Raw genomic sequence first — 17,588 nt, 5'->3', positions numbered from 1 at the left:
CCGGCGCGAGGAACGGTGAGCGAGGGGTGAACACCGAGCGGACGGTCTTGGTCATCGCGCACACCGGCCGGTCCGCGGCCGTGGAGAGCGCGCACCTGGTGGCGGAGCGCCTCATCGGCGCGGGCCTGAACGTCCGGGTGCTCGACATCGAGGCCGACAAGATCGGCTGCGCCGGGGCGGAGGTGGTGCCCGAGGGCCCGGCCGCGGCCGCGGAGGCCGAGCTCACCCTGGTGCTCGGCGGCGACGGCACGCTGCTGCGCGCCGCGGAGCTCGCCCGCCCGGCCGGCGTGCCGCTGCTCGGGGTGAACCTCGGCCACGTGGGCTTCCTCGCCGAGGCGGAGGTCGAGGACCTGGCCTCGGTCGTCGACCGGGTGCTCGAGGGCCGCTACGAGGTGGAGGAGCGGATGACGGTGGAGGTCGTCGTCCGCGAGAACGGCTCGGTCGTCGCGGAGACCTGGGCGCTCAACGAGGCCTCGGTGGAGAAGGCGGAGCGCATGCTCGAGGTCGTGGTGGAGGTCGACGGCCGGCCGCTCTCCCGGTGGGGCTGCGACGGCGTGATCTGCGCGACGCCGACCGGGTCGACCGCCTACGCGTTCTCCGCCGGAGGCCCCGTGGTCTGGCCCGAGGTGGAGGCCCTGCTGCTCGTGCCGAACAGCGCGCACGCGCTCTTCGCCCGGCCGATCGTGGTCTCCCCGCGCTCCACGCTCGCCGTGGAGATCGTCCCCGGCACCAGCGCGGGGGTGCTCTGGTGCGACGGCCGCCGCCGGTTCGACCTCCCCCCGGCCGGCCGGGTCGAGGTCCGCCGGTCGCCGACCCCGGTACGGCTGGCGCGGCTGCTGGGGGCGGAGACCACCGGCGCGCCGTTCACCGACCGCCTGGTCGCGAAGTTCGGGCTGCCGGTCCAGGGCTGGCGCGGCAGGGTCCGGCCCTGAGCGGCATTCGGGCCCGCCCGCTGACCTCGAAAATCTTGACGAATAACGCGTAGGATCTCGGTGTTCGGTCGGTGGAACGGAGGGACCCAGTGCGACCCAGGGTCGAGGAGGTCCGCATCCAGGGGCTCGGCGTCATCGACGAGGCCGTGCTGCCGCTGTCGCCCGGGCTGACCGTGGTCACGGGTGAGACGGGCGCGGGCAAGACGATGGTGGTCACCGGGCTCGGCCTCCTCTTCGGCGGCCGGGCCGACCCGGCCAAGGTCCGCCCCGGCGCGGAGCGGGCGACGGTCGAGGGCACCCTCATCGTCGACCCGGAGGGGCCGGTGGCCCGGCAGGTCGCGGACCTCGGCGGCCAGGTCGAGGACGGCACGCTCATCATCACCCGCACGGTCTCGGCCGAGGGCCGGTCCCGCGCCTGGCTCGGCGGCCGGGCCGTACCGGTCGGGACGCTCACCTACCTCGCCGACGACCTCGTCGCCGTGCACGGCCAGATGGACCAGCAGCGGCTGCTCCAGCCCGCCCGGCAGCGGGAGGCGCTCGACCGCTACGCGGGGGAGGAGCTGCAGGGGCCGCTCCGCGCCTACCGGCAGGCGTACCGGCGGCACCGCGAGGTGACCGAGCTGCTCGAGGAGCTGACCGGCAGGCAGCGGGAGCGGGCCCAGGAGGCCGAGATGCTCCGGTTCGGCCTGGAGGAGATCGAGAAGGTCGGCCCCAAGCCGGGCGAGGACGCCGAGCTCAAGGAGGAGGCCGAGCGGCTCGCGCACGCCGACGCGCTGCGCACCGCCGCCACCACCGCCCACGCCGCCCTCCTGGGCGACCCGATGGCGAGCACCGACGGCTTCCCCGACGTCGTCTCCCTGCTGGGCCAGGCGAGGTCCGCGCTGGACTCGGTGCGCGGCTACGACCCGGCGCTCGCGTCCATCGCCGACCGGCTCGCCGAGGCCGGATACCTGATCTCCGACCTCGCCACCGAGCTCGCCTCGTACGCGGAGTCCGTGGACGCCGACCCGCTGCGGCTCGCCGCCGTGCAGGAGCGGATCGCCGCGCTGAACGGGCTCACCCGCAAGTACGGCCCGGACGCCGCGGCCGTGCTCGAGTGGGCCGAGCGGGCCGCCGCGCGGCTCGCCGAGCTCGAAGGGGACGACGAGCGGATCGACGAGCTGCGCCGGGAGCAGGAGGAGCTCACCGCGCGCCTGGCCGAGCTCGCCGCCGAGCTGACCGCGATCCGCACCGCGGCCGCCGAGCGGTTCGGCCGGGCGGTGACCGAGGAGCTCGCCGCGCTCGCCATGCCGCACGCCCGGGTGAGCGTGGCCGTCACCCAGACCGGGGAGTTCGGCCCCCACGGCGTGGACGAGGTGGAGATCCGGCTCGCCGCCCACCCCGGCGCGCCCCCGCTCCCGCTCGCCAAGGGCGCCTCGGGCGGTGAGCTCAGCCGCGTCATGCTCGCGATCGAGGTGGTCTTCGCCGGGGCCGACCCGGTGCCCACGTTCGTGTTCGACGAGGTCGACGCCGGGGTCGGTGGCAAGGCGGCCGTGGAGATCGGCAGGCGGCTCGCCCGGCTGGCGCGGACCGCCCAGGTTATCGTGGTCACCCACCTGGCCCAGGTGGCGGCCTTCGCCGATCAGCACCTCGTGGTGGAGAAGTCGGGCGACGGGCGGGTGGTCCGCAGCGGCGTGGTCGTGCTCGACCAGGAGGGGCGGGCCCGGGAGCTGTCCCGGATGCTCGCCGGCCTGGAGGACTCCGAGCTCGGCCGGGCCCACGCGGCCGAGCTGCTCGAGATCGCGGCCGCCGAGAAGGCCGCGTGGGCGGAGAGCGGCGGAACCGCGGCATGACCCACGGTGAACGTGGGCGAACCGTGACCCTTCCGTCATCGATCCGAGGCACGGCCCGTGCCCTGCCCGTCATCTGGCAGGATTGGTCATGATGAAGGTCCCGAGCTTGAACGTTCCGGGCCTCCGCCGCAGGAAGGTCGAGGACCTTCCGGGAATCACCGCGGTGGCGAGAGTCGACCGCCGGACGAAGAGGCTCACCAAGCGCCTCCAGCCCGGAGAGATCGCGATCATCGACCACGTCGACCTCGACCGCGTCAGCGCGGAGGCCCTGGTCGCGTGCGGCGCGGCCGCGGTGATCAATGTGGCGCCCAGCATCAGCGGGCGCTACCCCAACATGGGACCCAAGATCCTCCTGGACGCCGGGATCCCGCTGATCGACGACGCGAGCCCGGAGCTGTTCGAGCGGGTCGCCGACGGTGACGTGATCCGCGTCCGGGACGGGATGATCTACCTCGGCGACGAGCTGGTCGGCAAGGGCCAGCCGCAGACGGCCGAGTCGGTCGAGGCCGCGATGACCGAGGCGAGGGCCGGCCTGTCCGCCCAGATCGAGGCGTTCGCCGCCAACACCATGGAGTACATCCGGCGGGAGCGCGACCTCCTCATCGACGGCATCGGCGTCCCCGACGTGCGGACGGTCATGGAGGGCCGGCACGTCCTCATCGTGGTGCGCGGCTACCACTACAAGGAGGACCTCGCCACGCTCCGTCCCTACATCCGGGAGTACCGTCCCATCCTGATCGGGGTCGACGGCGGTGCCGACGCCCTGCTCGAGGCCGGGTACGTGCCCGACATGATCGTCGGCGACTTCGACTCCGTGTCGGAGAAGGCGCTGTTCAGCGGCGCCGAGCTGGTGGTCCACGCCTACCGCGACGGCCGCGCCCCCGGGCTGGAGCGGGTGCGCCGGCTCGGCCTGGAGGCCGTGGTCTTCCCGGCGACGGGCACGAGCGAGGACGTCGCCATGCTCCTGGCCGACGCCAAGGGCGCCTCGCTGATCGTCGCCGTCGGCACCCACTGGACGCTCGACGAGTTCCTCGACAAGGGCCGTTCCGGCATGGCGAGCACGTTCCTCACCCGGCTGCGGGTGGGCAGCAAGCTCGTGGACGCCAAGGGGGTGAGCCGGCTCTACCGCAGCCGGATCTCCACCTCGTCCCTGCTGCTGCTCGTGGCCACCACGCTGCTCACCATCGGGGTGGTGCTCTCGGTCTCCCCCATCGGCCAGGTCTGGCTGAACGGCTTCCTCGTCGCCTGGAACGGCTTCATCTTCTGGTTGGTCGGACTCTTCTCGTGATCGATTTCAGGTACCACCTCGTCTCGATCGTCGCGATCTTCCTCGCGCTCACGGTCGGCATCGTGCTCGGCAGCACCGTGCTCGAGCCCATGTTCTTCAAGTCGGCCGAGGAGCTCACCGAGACCCTGCGGCAGAACAATGAGCGGTATCTGACGCAGATCTCCCAGCTCCAGGCCCAGCAGGGCGGCAGCGACGCGCTCATCACCGCGCACGCGCCGGAGCTGGTGCGCGACCGGCTCGCCGGGGAGCGGGTCGTCCTCGTCGAGGCCCCGGGCGCCGCCGCCAGCCTGCGGGAGCCGCTGGAGAAGGTCGTCACCGACGCGGGAGCCGTGTACACCGGGCGGGTGAGCCTGACCGACAAGTTCATCGCCGCCGACCAGGTGAACGTGCTGGGCGAGCTCGCCGACGCGGTCGCCCCGGCCGGGCTCGAGTTCGCCCCGAACGCCTCCGCGTACCAGAAGGCGGCGGCCGTGCTCGCCAGCGCGATCGTCACCTCCGACCGGGCGGAGGCCGGGCATCCCAACCCGGCGGCCGCCCAGGTGCTGGAGGCGTTCGAGAAGGGCGACTTCCTCACCGTCGGCGGGGATCCCCGGCAGCGCGCCACCCTCGCGATCGTCCTCGCCCCCGCCCAGCGGTACGAGGGGGAGGACGCGGCCCGGAAGAACGCGGCCATCGTGGCCGTGGCCGCCGGCCTGGACGCGGCCGGCCTCGGCACCGTGGTCGCCGGGGGGACGGACGCCTCCGCCGGCGGCGGGGTGATCGCCGCGCTCCACGACACCGGCGGGGCGGCGTCCGCCGTCTCCACGGTCGATACCGTGGACACGGCCGCGGGCCGCATCGTGGTGATCTACGCTCTTCGGGAGCAGCTCGATGGCGGCTCGGGCTCGTACGGCATCGGTGACGGGGCGAGCGCGTTCGAACCGGAGCTCGCCCACCAGCAGCCGAGCCCGAGCGCGGCGGGCGGGTGATCCGCCGCCGCACGATACCCCGCAGGCGTGAGAGACCAAGGAGAGCCAGCAGTGGCCAATCGCTCATCGCGCGGCGCCCTGACGGGCGCCGTGATCGGTGCGGCCGTGGGTGCGATCGCCGCTCGCGCGGCCTACGCCGCGTTCCGGCGCCGGCCCCCCATCGGCGGTGCGAAGGACTGGTCACGCACCAACCACCGGGGTGAGCAGGTCACGCTGCTCGAAGGGACCGCCCTCGTCACCGGCGCCGGCGCCGCGGCCGTGATCACCCCCGGGCTGTCCCTGCGCCACCGGGCCGCCGCCCTGCTCACCGCCGCCGGGGCGGGGCTGTTCGGCACGTACGACGACCTGTACGGCACGACCTCCTCCAAGGGCTTCAAAGGCCACCTGGCCGCGCTCGCGCGAGGCGAGATCACCAGCGGTGCGGTGAAGATCGCCGGCATCGGGGCGACCGGGCTCGCCGCGGCCGCCCTCGCCGCCCCCGCCAAGGGGGTGGGCGGCGCGCTCGGGGTGCTCGCCGACGGCGCGCTGATCGCGGGCAGCGCCAACCTCGCCAACCTGTTCGACCTGCGCCCCGGCCGGGCGATCAAGGTGGGCCTGCTCGCCGGGGTCCCGCTGCTCGCCGCCTCGGCCGGGTCGCGCGGCGGCCGGTCCGCGGCGGCGCTCGCCGCGGTCCCGCTCGGCGCGGCCGCGGCCCTCCTCCCCGAGGACCTGGGCGAGCGGGCGATGCTCGGGGACGGCGGCGCCAACGCCCTCGGCGCGCTCCTCGGCCTCGCCGCGGTGACCCGGCTGAACCGGCCGGCCCGGCTCGCCGCGCTCGGCGTGGTGGCGGCGCTCACCGCCGCCTCGGAGAAGGTCAGCTTCACCAAGGTGATCGCGGCCAACCCGGTGCTCAACTGGCTCGACATGCTCGGCCGCCGTCCCCCGCAGCCGCAGGCCGTACCACCGGCGGCCGCCAAGGCGGGGCAGGCGGCGCCGGCCGGGAAGGCGAGCGCGGAGCAGGTGTGAGCGGGGCCGGAGCCGGATGAGCGCCGATGGTTAGGCGGCTCGGCCGCGGCGTCGCCGGGGCGGCGGTCCTCATCGGGGCGATCACCGTCCTGGCGCGGATCACCGGGTTCGTCAAGCAGCTCGTCTTCGCCCGCGCGGTCGGCACCAACTGCGTGGCCGCCGCCTACTACACCGCGAACCTCGTGCCGAACATCGTCTTCGAGGTCGTGGTGGGCGGCGCGCTCGCCGGCATGGTGGTCCCGGTGCTCGCCGGGGCCGCGGCGCGCGCCACCGCGGAGGCGCGGGACCGGGTGAGCCGGATCGCCTCCGCGCTGCTGACCTGGGTGCTGGTGCTGCTCATCCCGGTCGCCGTGCTCACCGCCGCGGTGGCCGGCCCGGTGGCGTGGCTGCTCGTGAGCGGCGACATCCCGGGGTGCGCCCCGGACGAGGTGATCGCCCTCGCCACCCGGATGCTGGTGGTCTTCGCCCCGCAGATCCCGCTGTACGGGATCGCCGTCGTCCTCTACGGGGTGCTCCAGGCCCACCACCGGTTCGCCGCGCCCGCGCTGGCCCCGCTGGTCTCCAGCCTGGTGGTGATCGTCGCCTACCTGTCGTACCTGCCGCTCGGCGGCGGTGGCGCGGACCCGGCCGCGGTGCCCCGGCCGGCCGAGCTCGCGCTCTCGATCGGCACCACGCTCGGCGTGCTCTCCCTCGCCCTCACCGTGATCGGGCCGGCCGCGCGGCTGCGGCTGCGGTGGCGGCCCACCCTGCGCTTCCCGGACGGCGTGGCCGGGCAGGTGCGGCGGCTGGCCGTGGCCGGGCTCAGCGCGCTCCTCGCCCAGCAGACCGCGAGCGCGATCGTGATCCCGCTCGCCAACCGGCTGATCGGCGGCGGGGCGCTCGCCGCGTACGGCTACGCCCTGGCGATCTACCAGGTGCCGTACGCCGTGCTCGCCGTGCCGATCGCCACCGGAGCGTTCCCCACGCTCTCCGCCCGGGCCGCGCAGGGCGACCACGCGGGGTTCGCCGCGCTGTCGGCGCAGACCACCCGCGCGGTCGTGCTGGTCTCCGGGCTCGCCGCCGGCGCGCTCGCCGGCGCCGCGGCCCCGATCGCCCAGGTCTTCCTCGCCCAGGCCCAGACGGACGTGCTCCCGGCCGAGTTCGCCCGGGCGGTCGCCCTGTTCGCCCCCGGGCTCGTGGGCTACGGCCTCATGGCCCACCTCAGCCGGGTGCTGTACGCCATCGGCGCCGGGCGGGCCGCGGCCTGGGGGACGGTGACCGGCTGGTTCACCGTCATCGCCGCCCAGATCGTGCTCGCCGCCGTCCTCCCGCCCGAGTGGAGGCTCGGCGGGCTCGCGCTCGGGCAGACCGTCGGCGTGACCGTCGGCGGGGCGGCGCTGCTCATCGCCGTGCTGCGCGCCCGGGGCGCCGCGGCGGCCCACGGCCTCCCCCGGGCCCTGCTCGCTGCGCTGCTCGGCGGGGTGTGCGGCTTCCTGGCCGGCTCCTGGGTGGCGGCGCTGCCCGGGGAGACGGGCCCGTGGGCCGGGGTCGCGGTGACCGCCCTGGCCGGGGCCGCGGCCCTCACCGCCGGACTCCTCGCCGCAGCGGTCGCCGCCCGGCGGGACCTCGCCGCCGTGCTCGCCTCCGCCCGGCGGGGACGGCGGCTTCCGGAACGCGAACCAGTGGACACCGGAGACGGGAGATGACCGGACCGCGGGACGGCCGCGCCGCCGTCCGGGTGCTGCTCGTGCTCGGCAGCAGCACCGGGGGCGTCGGCCGGCACGTGTGCATGCTCGCGCGCGGCCTGGTGCGGCGCGGCCACCGGGTGGCCGTGGCCGGGCCGCGCGCCACCGAGGAGGCGTTCGGCTTCACGGAGGCCGGGGCGCGGTTCGCCGAGGTGCCCATCGCCGACCGGCCCCGCCCGGCGAGCGACGCCCGGTCCGTGGCGCGGCTCCGGGCGCTCGCCCGCGGCGCCGACGTGGTGCACGCGCACGGCCTGCGCGCCGGCGCCCTCGCCGCCCTCGCGCTCACCGGGATGCCGGGCCGTCCCCGGCTCCTCGTCACCCTGCACAACGCGGTCACCGCCGGGGGCGCGATCGGCGCGATCTACCGCCTCCTGGAGCGGATCGTCGCCCGCCGGGCCGACCACGTGCTCGTCGTCTCCCCCGACCTCGGGGAGCGCATGCGGGCCCGCCGGGCGCGCCGCGTCGGCCCGGCGATCGTGCCGGCCCCGCCGCTCGGCGAGCCCACCCGGTCCGCGGCGGAGGTGCGGCAGCGGATCACGGACCTGCTCGGCGCGCGCGGCGCCGTACCCGGGGACGGTGCGGCGCCGGGGAGCGCGGCGGAGCCGGAGCGATCCGCGCCGCCGGAGCCGGCCGGGCCGGAGACCGGGGGAGCCGCCGCCGGAGGCCCGGCGCCCCGGCCGGTGCTGCTCACCGTGGCCCGGCTCGCCCAGCAGAAGGGCCTGGAGACCCTGCTCGACGCCGCGGCCGGGCCGTACCCGGAGGACCCGGTCTTCGTGATCGCGGGGGAGGGGCCGCTGCGGGACGCGCTGCGGGCCCGGATCGAGGCGGACGGGCTGCCCGTGGTCCTGTACGGCTGGGCGGACCCGGCCGACCTGCTCCAGGTGGCGCACGCCGTGATCGTGCCGAGCCGGTGGGAGGGCCAGCCGCTCGTCGTCCAGGAGGCGCTGCGCGCAGGCAAGCCGATCATCGCGACCCGGGTGGGCGGCATCCCGGACATGGTGGGGGAGGCGGCGATCCTCGTGCCTCCGGGCGATCCGGCCGCGCTGCGCCGGGAGATCGGGCGGTTGCTGGGCGACCCCGCGCTCGCCGCCCGGCTCGCCGCGGCCGCGGCCGCCCGGGGCGCGGCCCTGCCCGGCGAGGACGAGGCGGTGGAGTCCGTGCTGGCCTGCTACCGGGCGCAGCGCGGCCGGTGAGCTCACCCCGGAACCCGCTACCACGGGCCGCCGGGGAGCGGACGGGGATACGGAACCGTGACCCCGGTCCCGCCGGCGTAACCCGGCCGGCGGGACCGGCGCGCCGATCGACCCCCGTATACTTGGTGCGGTTGGAGGGGAGTATCCCCACGCGGTGATCTCGTCATCACGGTGTCCCCCAGGGCACCCGGGGTCATCGGTCCGCGCCGCTCGCGGGCGGGAGAGACCTCCGGCATTGTGTTGTGCGCGCGTGCCGGAGGTCGAGTGTGAGCGTGCCCGGGTGGATGTGGGTGGCGGTAATCGCGGGTCTGCTGGCGGTCGTCGTCTTCGACCTGTGGATCACCGAGCGCGACCCACGTGAGTTCTCGATCCGTCAGGCCGGGTTCTGGGTCAGCGTCTACGCCAGCCTCGCCGTGCTGTTCGGCGTCTGGTTAACGTTCTGGGCCGGGATCGAGCCGGGCGCCGAGTTCTTCGCCGGCTACATCACCGAGTACAGCCTGAGCGTCGACAACCTCTTCGTCTTCTACATCATCATGTCGCGGTTCAGGGTGCCGCGGATCTACCAGCACAAGGTGCTGCTGGTCGGCATCGTGCTCGCCCTGGTCATGCGCGGCGCCTTCATCGCGATCGGCGCCGCGGCCCTGGCGCACTTCAGCTGGCTGTTCTACGTCTTCGGCGCCTTCCTCCTCTACACCGCGTACACCCTCATCCGCGACCACAACAAGGAGGAGGAAGAGGAGTTCAAGGAGAACATCCTGCTCCGCTGGGCCCGCCGCGTGTTCCCCACCACGGAGGACTACGTCGGCGCCCGCATCACGGTCCGGGTCGACGGCCGGCGGATGGTCACGCCGATGCTCATCGTGATGATCGCGATCGGCACCACCGACCTGCTCTTCGCCCTCGACTCGATCCCGGCGATCTTCGGCCTCACCAAGGACCCGTTCATCGTCTTCTCCGCGAACGCGTTCGCCCTGATGGGGCTGTGCCAGCTCCACTTCCTCCTCGGCGGGCTGCTGCAGCGCCTCGTCTACCTCAGCTACGGGCTCTCCGTGGTGCTCGCCTTCATCGGGGTGAAGCTCATCCTCGAGGCGCTGCACGAGAGCGGCTTCTCCTGGGCGCCCGAGGTCCCGATCTGGCTCTCCCTCAGCGTCATCGCGGTCACGCTGACGGTGACCACGGTCGCAAGTGTGATCAAAGCCCGAAATCTCGAAAAGGCGCACACCGCGTCGAAAACTTCGTAGAGTTCACAAAGGTGGCGATAACCGCGTTGCCTTGACTCGTTAATGCTCGGGATGACTGCGAGATCGGTAATATCGCTCGTCAGCCCCTACACCGGTCCGTAGTCATCGAAGGTTACAAAGGTTCCCTGTGTCCGATGAATCGTTTACCCGCGATGCGACGCTGACGGCGGGGGCCGCGGCAGGTCCCCTGACGCGTGTCCGGCTCGCGCGCGGAGTGTCCCCTTGGCTGGTTCCGACCGCCGCCGCGGCGGTCACCACGGCCCTGCTGACCCGTCGCTCGTCCAGGTGGGCGCTGGCGGCCGTACCGCTCACCGCCCTCACCGGCGCCATGCTCTGGTTCTTCCGCGACCCCGAGCGCGCCCTGGGGGAGGGACGGTTGCTGGCCCCGGCCGACGGCGTCGTGCAGAGCATCGATCCATGGCCGGACGGCCGGACCAGGGTGGCGATATTCATGAGCCCGCTGAACGTGCACGTCAACCGCGCCCCGGCCGACGGGGTCGTGACCTCGATCGAGCACATCCCCGGTGGCTTCCTGCCGGCCTTCGACAAGGACAGCGACAAGAACGAGCGGGTGGTCTGGAAGTTCGCCACCGCCCTCGGGGAGCTGGAGGTCGTGCAGATCGCCGGCGCGCTCGCCCGCCGCATCGTGACGTACCTCACGCCTGGCGCCAAGGTCTCGCAAGGGGAGCGGATCGGGTTGATCCGGTTCGGCTCCCGGGTCGACGTCTACCTGCCGGAGGGCATCTCCCCGGCGGTCACGGTGGGTCAGCGGACGGTGGCGGGGGTGACGCGCCTTGACCACGCCTGACCTGCACGCCGAGACCACCTGGCCGGTCGGGGAGGTCGGCGACGGGTCCCAGGGCCCGGTCGGCAAGGCCTTCCGCCTCTCCGCCGCCGACTCGCTCTCCCTCGGCAACGCGCTCTGCGGCTTCCTCGCCGTGTGCGTGCTCGCCTGGTCGGCGATCAGCGACCTGCGGGCGAACGCGGAGTTCACCCCGGACCCGCGGTTCTTCGGCACGGCGGTCGTCCTGCTCCTCATCGGCGCGACCTGCGACCTGTTCGACGGCCTGGTCGCGCGGAAGTTCCGGGCCTCGGCCATGGGCGCGGAGCTCGACAACCTCGCCGACGTGATCAGCTTCGGGTTCGCGCCCGCGTTCATGGTCGTGCTCTGGGCGGGCTTCTCGGCCAGCCTGCCGCTCTGGCTGGTGCTCAGCGTGGCCGGGTCGGTGGTGCTCGCCGGCGTGGTACGGCTCGCCCGGTTCGCCTGTGTGAAGACGAAGAGCGGCGACTTCATGGGGTTGCCCATCCCCATGGGGGCGATGACCGTCGTCTCCATCGTGCTGCTCTTCCAGCCGAACCCGCTCGCCATGGCCGGCATCCTCGGCGTGGCCTGGCTGATGGTGAGCCGCATCGAGTACCCCAAGCCGCGGGGCAACCTCGCCGCCGTCGTCTTCGCCTGGATGATGATCAACGTGGCCTGCCTGACGATCTGGGCCTCCGGGCTGCCCGGCGGCGACCACCTGATCAAGGTGGGCGCGACGATGCAGATCGCCATCGTGGCGGCGATTCCGTTGCGCGTTCTGATGTTCAAACAGCAGCAGCGCAGGGAACGACGCTCGGGGAGCCTGGGCTGACGTCCGTCTCGGGAACAGGGGCCCGGTCCCCAGGGCCCCTGTCCGGGCCCGGCCATCAGCTGGATACCGCCTAGTCCGAGGGAGCCCTGGTCGCCATGCCACGTGAGCACACCCGAACGTACTTCCTGGGAAAGCTGGCGCGGGAGCTGGAGCTCCGGGGCTTGGAGGCCTCGCTACGCCCCGATCCGCCCTCGCTGAAGGTCCGCGACCCGGACGCGGCGATCTTCACCGAGACCGTCGACTGCGTGGCCATGCCCGAGGGCTGGTTCTACCGCTGGTCGTGGGGCGACGTGGTGGAGAGCGTGGACGAGCCGGCCGCGGCCGCCGACCGTATCGTGAAGGTCTTCACCACGGAGCAGCCGCGGCCGCACGCCGACCCCGCCGAGCGGTAGCGCCCGCTAGGCCGGGAGCGGGATCCACTCGCGCGACGCGGTGACCTCCGCCAGCCGGTCGGGGAGCGGCTCCACGCCGAGGCCGGGGCCGTCCGGCACCGCGAGGTGGCCGTCGTCGGGCTCGAACGGCGGGGTGATGTCGGCCGGGAAGTAGCGGCGCGATCCGGAGATGTCGCCCGGCAGGGTGAAGCCGGGCAGCGCGGCGAGGGCGATGTTCGCCGCCCGGCCCAGGCCGGTCTCCAGCATGCCCCCGCACCAGACCGGCACGCCGTGCGCGCGGCACAGGTCGTGGATGCGGCGCGCCTCGAGGTAGCCGCCGACCCGGCCCGGCTTGACGTTCACCACGGAGCAGGCGCCGAGCCGGATGGCCGCGGCGGCGTGCTCGGCCGAGAGGATCGACTCGTCCAGGCAGATGGGGGTCCGGATCCGCCGGGCGAGCTCGGCGTGCTGGACGAGGTCGTCGTCGGCGAGGGGCTGCTCGATGAGGAGCAGGCCGAACGGGTCCAGCCGGGCCAGGTGCGCGGCGTCGGCGAGCGTGTAGGCGGCGTTCGCGTCCACCTGGAGCAGCAGGCCGTCGCCGAAGCGCTCGCGGAGCGCGCGGACCGGTTCCACGTCCCAGCCCGGCTTGATCTTGATCTTGATCCGGGCGTACCCCTCGGCGACGTACCGGCCGACGGTGTCGACGAGCTCGGGCAGCGACCCGGTGATGCCGACCGCCACCCCGCACGGCACCCGGTCCCGGACCGCGCCGAGGAACCGGGCGAAGGACTCGCCCGAGGCGCGGAGCTGCGCGTCGAGCACCGCCATCTCCAGCGCGGCCTTCGCCATCCGGTGCCCCTTGACCCACGCCAGCGCCGGGCCGACCCGGTGGGCGTCCGCCTCCCGGGGCAGGGCCGGGATCAGGAAGCGGCGCAGCACGTCGGCGGCGCCGGCCACGTACTCCGGCGTGTAATCCGGCCGGGCCATGGCGGCGCACTCCCCCCAGCCCTCCGCCTCCGGCGTGACCACGCGGACGAGCAGGGCGTCCCGCGTGGTCATCGTGCCGTAGGAGGTGGCGAACGGCGCCGCCAGCGGCATGGTGATCCGGATCAGCTCGACGCCGGTGATCTTCACCAGCCGCGGGCCTTCCACTCCGGCAGGTGAGGGCGCTCGGCGCCGAGCGTGGTGTCGCGGCCGTGCCCCGGGTAGACCCAGCACTCGTCCGGCAGCCGGTCGAACACGCGCTCCACGACGTCGGTGAAGAGCTGCTCGAACTTCTCCCGGTCGCCCCAGGTGTTCCCCACGCCGCCGGGGAAGAGCGAGTCACCGGTGAACAGGTGCCGGTCCTCGTAGAGCAGCGCGATCGACCCCGGGGTGTGGCCGCGCAGGTGGATCACCTCGAACGACGCGTTCCCCACGGTGATCACGTCCCCGTGGACCACCTCGCGGGTCACCGGGACGGGCAGCTCGGGCGCGTCGAGCGGGTGGGCGATCACCTCGGCCCCCGTGGCCCGGGCGACCTCCTTCAGCGCCATCCAGTGGTCCTGGTGGCGGTGGGTGGTCACGATGGCGCGGAGCGGCCGGTCCCCGATCAGCTCGAGCAGCCGGTCGGGCTCGGCGGCCGCGTCGATCAGGAGGCCGTCGCCGGTCGCGTTGCACCGGATCAGGTAGGCGTTGTTCTCGAAGTCCCCGACCTCCATCTTCCAGATGGTGATGCCGGGCAGCTCGCGGACGTCGGGCGGCCCGCCCTTGGTGACGTTACCGGTGTACGTCATGGTCCTCCTTCTCGGTCGGTACGGCTCACGCTAATCCCACCGCCGCGGCCGCGCCGGGGGGAGGGGCCCGTACGGCCGCGGGCCGGGGCACCGCACGGGCGAGCCCACCGGTGAAACGGCCGGGAGGCGCCCGTCCGGCCGTGGATCCGGACGCGGCGGCCCGGCCGGCGGACATCCGCGGGCGGCGGCCCCGGGTGCCGTGGACCCCGTCGGCGGCGGGCCTGGACCGCGGCCGGCCGTACGCCACGGGCGCGGGGCGCCGGAGCCCGTGGCCGCTCACCGGGGAGTTCCCCCGACCGGCGGGCGGAATCCGGCCGGAGCGCATACCCTGGTCGGCCCGGGCGGACGATGCGCCCCGCCCACGCGGACGCGGGCCGGATTCCGGGCGACGGCCCGGTAAGGTCGGTGGCTCGGGATAGCCTATTCGTACACCTGTTTGACTCGTCGATCTTTCGGGACCACCGTGGCTGATCGCCTTATCGTGCGTGGCGCACGAGAGCACAACCTGAAGGACGTCTCGCTGGACCTGCCGCGGGACGCGCTGATCGTATTCACGGGCCTGTCCGGCTCGGGCAAGTCCAGCCTGGCCTTCGACACGATCTTCGCGGAGGGGCAGCGGCGGTACGTCGAGTCGCTCTCCGCCTACGCCCGCCAGTTCCTCGGGCAGCTCGACAAGCCCGACGTCGACTTCATCGAGGGCCTCTCCCCGGCCGTCTCCATCGACCAGAAGTCGACCAGCCGCAACCCGCGCTCGACCGTCGGGACGATCACCGAGGTCTACGACTACCTCCGGCTGCTCTGGGCGCGGATCGGCAAGCCGCACTGCCCGAGCTGCGGCCGTCCCATCGCCAAGCAGACCCCGCAGCAGATCGTCGACCGGGTGCTCGAGCTCCCGGAGGGCACCCGGTTCCAGGTGCTCGCGCCGGTGATCCGCGGCCGCAAGGGAGAGTACGGCGAGCTGTTCCGCGAGCTCCAGACCAAGGGGTTCGCCCGGGCCCGGGTCGACGGCCAGGTGATCCGGCTGGAGGAGCCGCCGGCGCTGAAGAAGTACGAGAAGCACACCATCGAGGTGATCGTCGACCGGCTCGTGGTCAAGGAGAGCGCCCGGCGCCGGCTCACCGACTCGGTGGAGACCGCGCTGCGGCTCTCCGGCGGCACGGTCATGCTCGACTTCGTCGACCTGCCGGAGGACGACCCGAACCGGGAGCGGCTCTACTCCGAGCACCTGTACTGCCCCTACGACGACCTCTCGTTCGAGGAGCTGGAGCCCCGGTCGTTCTCGTTCAACTCGCCCTTCGGGGCGTGCCCCGAGTGCACCGGCCTCGGCACCCGGATGGAGGTCGACCCCGAGCTGGTCGTCCCCGACCCGGAGCGGACGCTCGGCGAGGGGGCGGTCAGCCCGTGGGCGAACGGGCACACCAGCGACTACTTCACCCGCCTGCTCGAGGCGCTCGGCCACGCGATGGGGTTCGACCTCGACACCCCGTGGCATCGGCTGCCGAAGAAGGCGCAGAAGGCGATCCTCTACGGCTACGACGAGCAGGTCCACATCCGGTACCGCAACCGCTACGGCCGGGAGCGCTCCTACTACACCACGTTCGAGGGCGTGATCCCGTGGGTGCAGCGCCGGCACGCCGAGGCCGAGAGCGACGTCGGCCGGGAGCGGTTCGAGGGGTACATGCGCCAGGTGCCCTGCCCGGCCTGCAAGGGCCGGCGGCTCAAGCCGGTCTCGCTCGCCGTGACGGTCGGCGGCAAGTCCATCGCCGACGTCTCGGCGATGTCCATCGCGGAGTGCGCGGCCTTCCTCAGCGACCTGCGGCTCAGCCCACGGGACGCGCAGATCGCCGAGCGGGTGATCAAGGAGATCAAGGCGCGGCTCGGGTTCCTCCTCGACGTGGGGCTCGACTACCTGACCCTCGACCGCCCGGCCGCGACCCTCGCGGGCGGCGAGGCGCAGCGCATCCGGCTCGCCACCCAGATCGGCTCCGGGCTCGTCGGCGTGCTCTACGTGCTCGACGAGCCGTCCATCGGCCTCCACCAGCGGGACAACCAGCGGCTGCTGGACACCCTGCTCAAGCTCCGGGACATGGGCAACACGCTGATCGTCGTCGAGCACGACGAGGACACGATCGCGGCGGCCGACTGGGTGGTGGACATCGGCCCGGGCGCGGGCGAGCACGGCGGGCAGATCGTGGTCTCCGGCACCGTCCAGGACCTGATCGCCTGCGAGGAGTCGATCACCGGCGCGTACCTGTCCGGCCGCCGGAGGATCGACATACCGGAGCGGCGGCGGCCGCGGGACAAGAAGCGGCAGCTCGTGGTGAAGGGCGCGCGCGAGCACAACCTCGCCGGCATCGACGTGGAGTTCCCGCTCGGCGTGTTCACCGCGGTGACCGGGGTGTCCGGGTCGGGCAAGTCCACGCTCGTCAACGACATCCTGTACAACGCGCTCGCCAAGGAGCTGCACGGCGCGCGCACCGTGCCCGGCCGCCACTCGCGGATCACCGGCATCGAGCTGGTGGACAAGGTGGTGCACGTCGACCAGTCGCCGATCGGCCGTACCCCGAGATCGAACCCGGCGACCTACACCGGGGTCTTCGACCACGTGCGGAAGCTCTTCGCCGCCACCACCGAGGCGAAGGTCCGCGGCTACCAGCCCGGGCGGTTCAGCTTCAACATCAAGGGCGGCCGCTGCGAGGCCTGCGCCGGCGACGGCACCATCAAGATCGAAATGAACTTCCTGCCGGACGTCTACGTGCCCTGCGAGGTCTGCCACGGGGCCCGGTACAACCGGGAGACCCTGGAGGTCCGCTACAAGGGCAAGACGATCGCCGACGTCCTCGACATGCCGATCGAGGAGGCGCTCGAGTTCTTCGACTCGATCCCGGCGATCCGCAGCCACCTCCAGACGCTCTGCGACGTCGGGCTGGGGTACGTCCGGCTCGGCCAGCCGGCCACCACCCTCTCCGGGGGCGAGGCGCAGCGCGTCAAGCTCGCGGCCGAGCTGAAGCGGCGCTCCACCGGCCGTACGGTCTACGTGCTCGACGAGCCGACCACGGGCCTGCACTTCGAGGACATCCGCCGGCTGCTCGGCGTGCTCCACCGCCTGGTGGACGCCGGCAACACGGTGATCGTCATCGAGCACAACCTCGACGTGATCAAGACGGCCGACTGGATCATCGACATGGGGCCGGAGGGCGGTTCCCGGGGCGGCCGGGTGGTCGCCGCGGGCACGCCGGAGGAGGTCGCCCAGGTCGAGGAGAGCCACACCGGCCGCTTCCTCCGCAAGATCCTCGGCGGCTGAGCGCCCGCGGACGGCACGGGTGAACGCCCGGGTGAGGGAGCGCCGGCCCGGGTCGTCATCGAGGCGGCGGCCGAGCGGAGGGCGGGTCAGCGGCGGCCGGGCACGCTCCGGGATGTCCCGATCGTCGCGGTAGAGCGGGCGCGGCACCGCGGGCGGTGAGCCGGCGCAGCAGCGTGGCCGAGGGAACGCATCACCCCGGGAGACCGGGTGCGCGCGGACCCCGGCTGGGCGCGGACCGGGCCCGGATGGCCGGCCACGGGATCCGTGCGCCATCTCGAGCCGAGGCGCGTCATCGTGGCCGGGAGCCGGGATCTCACCACG

Annotated in this window: 14 protein-coding genes; 12 read left to right on the top strand and 2 right to left on the bottom strand. The window is 73.6% G+C overall.

Features of this window, described 5'->3' with window-relative positions; translation table 11 throughout:
* Nucleotides 1-26: 26 nt before the first annotated feature.
* The 11 genes from TBIS_RS09965 to TBIS_RS09915 all read left to right on the top strand — a co-directional run bounded on the left by TBIS_RS09965 (nucleotide 27) and on the right by TBIS_RS09915 (nucleotide 12,209).
* Nucleotides 27-932, top strand: coding sequence for an NAD kinase (locus TBIS_RS09965; RefSeq protein ID WP_013132257.1), 906 nt, complete (start codon nucleotides 27-29; stop codon nucleotides 930-932).
* Between the two features lie 89 nt (nucleotides 933-1,021).
* Complete coding sequence (gene recN, locus TBIS_RS09960; protein ID WP_013132256.1) at nucleotides 1,022-2,764, top strand: DNA repair protein RecN; 1,743 nt, start codon at nucleotides 1,022-1,024, stop codon at nucleotides 2,762-2,764.
* 91 nt (nucleotides 2,765-2,855) lie between these two features.
* Nucleotides 2,856-4,052, top strand: a complete 1,197-nt coding sequence (gene steA / locus TBIS_RS09955; protein ID WP_041432149.1) for a putative cytokinetic ring protein SteA — start codon at nucleotides 2,856-2,858, stop codon at nucleotides 4,050-4,052.
* Nucleotides 4,049-5,020 (top strand): copper transporter, encoded by a 972-nt coding sequence (locus tag TBIS_RS09950; protein WP_013132254.1) that lies wholly within the window; start codon nucleotides 4,049-4,051, stop codon nucleotides 5,018-5,020. Before steA ends, TBIS_RS09950 begins: the two co-directional genes overlap by 4 nt.
* Before the next feature lie 51 nt (nucleotides 5,021-5,071).
* A complete protein-coding gene (locus TBIS_RS09945; protein WP_013132253.1) occupies nucleotides 5,072-6,025 on the top strand; it encodes a hypothetical protein in 954 nt (317 codons plus the stop codon).
* A 26-nt stretch (nucleotides 6,026-6,051) separates the two neighbouring features.
* Entirely contained in the window at nucleotides 6,052-7,710 is a 1,659-nt protein-coding gene (gene murJ / locus TBIS_RS09940) for a murein biosynthesis integral membrane protein MurJ (RefSeq protein ID WP_013132252.1), read from the top strand.
* Nucleotides 7,707-8,942 carry a glycosyltransferase family 4 protein gene (locus tag TBIS_RS09935; protein WP_013132251.1) on the top strand — a complete coding sequence of 412 codons (1,236 nt, stop codon included), beginning with the start codon at nucleotides 7,707-7,709 and terminating at the stop codon, nucleotides 8,940-8,942. Before murJ ends, TBIS_RS09935 begins: the two co-directional genes overlap by 4 nt.
* Before the next feature lie 266 nt (nucleotides 8,943-9,208).
* Nucleotides 9,209-10,183 (top strand): TerC/Alx family metal homeostasis membrane protein, encoded by a 975-nt coding sequence (locus TBIS_RS09930; RefSeq protein WP_013132250.1) that lies wholly within the window; start codon nucleotides 9,209-9,211, stop codon nucleotides 10,181-10,183.
* 127 nt (nucleotides 10,184-10,310) lie between these two features.
* Complete coding sequence (locus TBIS_RS09925) at nucleotides 10,311-10,991, top strand: phosphatidylserine decarboxylase (protein ID WP_013132249.1); 681 nt, start codon at nucleotides 10,311-10,313, stop codon at nucleotides 10,989-10,991.
* The gene (gene pssA / locus TBIS_RS09920; protein ID WP_013132248.1) at nucleotides 10,978-11,817 is read left to right on the top strand and encodes a CDP-diacylglycerol--serine O-phosphatidyltransferase; all 840 of its coding nucleotides are present in this window, start codon (nucleotides 10,978-10,980) and stop codon (nucleotides 11,815-11,817) included. The genes TBIS_RS09925 and pssA overlap by 14 nt, the downstream gene beginning before the upstream one ends.
* Before the next feature lie 95 nt (nucleotides 11,818-11,912).
* Nucleotides 11,913-12,209 (top strand): hypothetical protein, encoded by a 297-nt coding sequence (locus TBIS_RS09915; protein WP_013132247.1) that lies wholly within the window; start codon nucleotides 11,913-11,915, stop codon nucleotides 12,207-12,209.
* Between the two features lie 6 nt (nucleotides 12,210-12,215).
* Here the strand turns inward: TBIS_RS09915 and menC are convergent, their stop codons facing one another.
* Together menC and TBIS_RS09905 are read right to left on the bottom strand one after the other, a co-directional pair.
* Entirely contained in the window at nucleotides 12,216-13,322 is a 1,107-nt protein-coding gene (gene menC / locus TBIS_RS09910) for an o-succinylbenzoate synthase (RefSeq protein ID WP_013132246.1), read from the bottom strand.
* Nucleotides 13,319-13,963, bottom strand: coding sequence for an MBL fold metallo-hydrolase (locus TBIS_RS09905; RefSeq protein WP_013132245.1), 645 nt, complete (start codon nucleotides 13,961-13,963; stop codon nucleotides 13,319-13,321). The genes menC and TBIS_RS09905 overlap by 4 nt, the downstream gene beginning before the upstream one ends.
* 463 nt (nucleotides 13,964-14,426) lie before the next feature.
* Here TBIS_RS09905 and uvrA point away from each other — a divergent pair, with 463 nt between their 5' ends.
* On the top strand, nucleotides 14,427-17,267 hold the full coding sequence (gene uvrA, locus TBIS_RS09900; protein ID WP_013132244.1) for an excinuclease ABC subunit UvrA: 2,841 nt from the start codon (nucleotides 14,427-14,429) through the stop codon (nucleotides 17,265-17,267).
* Nucleotides 17,268-17,588: the final 321 nt, after the last annotated feature.

The organism is Thermobispora bispora DSM 43833 (assembly GCF_000092645.1).
GTDB classification, from domain to species: domain Bacteria; phylum Actinomycetota; class Actinomycetes; order Streptosporangiales; family Streptosporangiaceae; genus Thermobispora; species Thermobispora bispora.
Note: the sequence above shows the minus strand (reverse complement) of the source record. Positions and strands in the feature narration are given on the sequence as shown.

Coding starts and splice junctions, on each gene's coding strand:
- steA (WP_041432149.1), top strand. CDS start 2,856: ATGAAGGTCCCGAGCTTGAACGTTCCGGGCCTCCGCCGCAGGAAGGTC.
- murJ (WP_013132252.1), top strand. CDS start 6,052: ATGGTTAGGCGGCTCGGCCGCGGCGTCGCCGGGGCGGCGGTCCTCATC.
- TBIS_RS09935 (WP_013132251.1), top strand. CDS start 7,707: ATGACCGGACCGCGGGACGGCCGCGCCGCCGTCCGGGTGCTGCTCGTG.
- TBIS_RS09915 (WP_013132247.1), top strand. CDS start 11,913: ATGCCACGTGAGCACACCCGAACGTACTTCCTGGGAAAGCTGGCGCGG.
- TBIS_RS09905 (WP_013132245.1), bottom strand. CDS start 13,963: ATGACGTACACCGGTAACGTCACCAAGGGCGGGCCGCCCGACGTCCGC.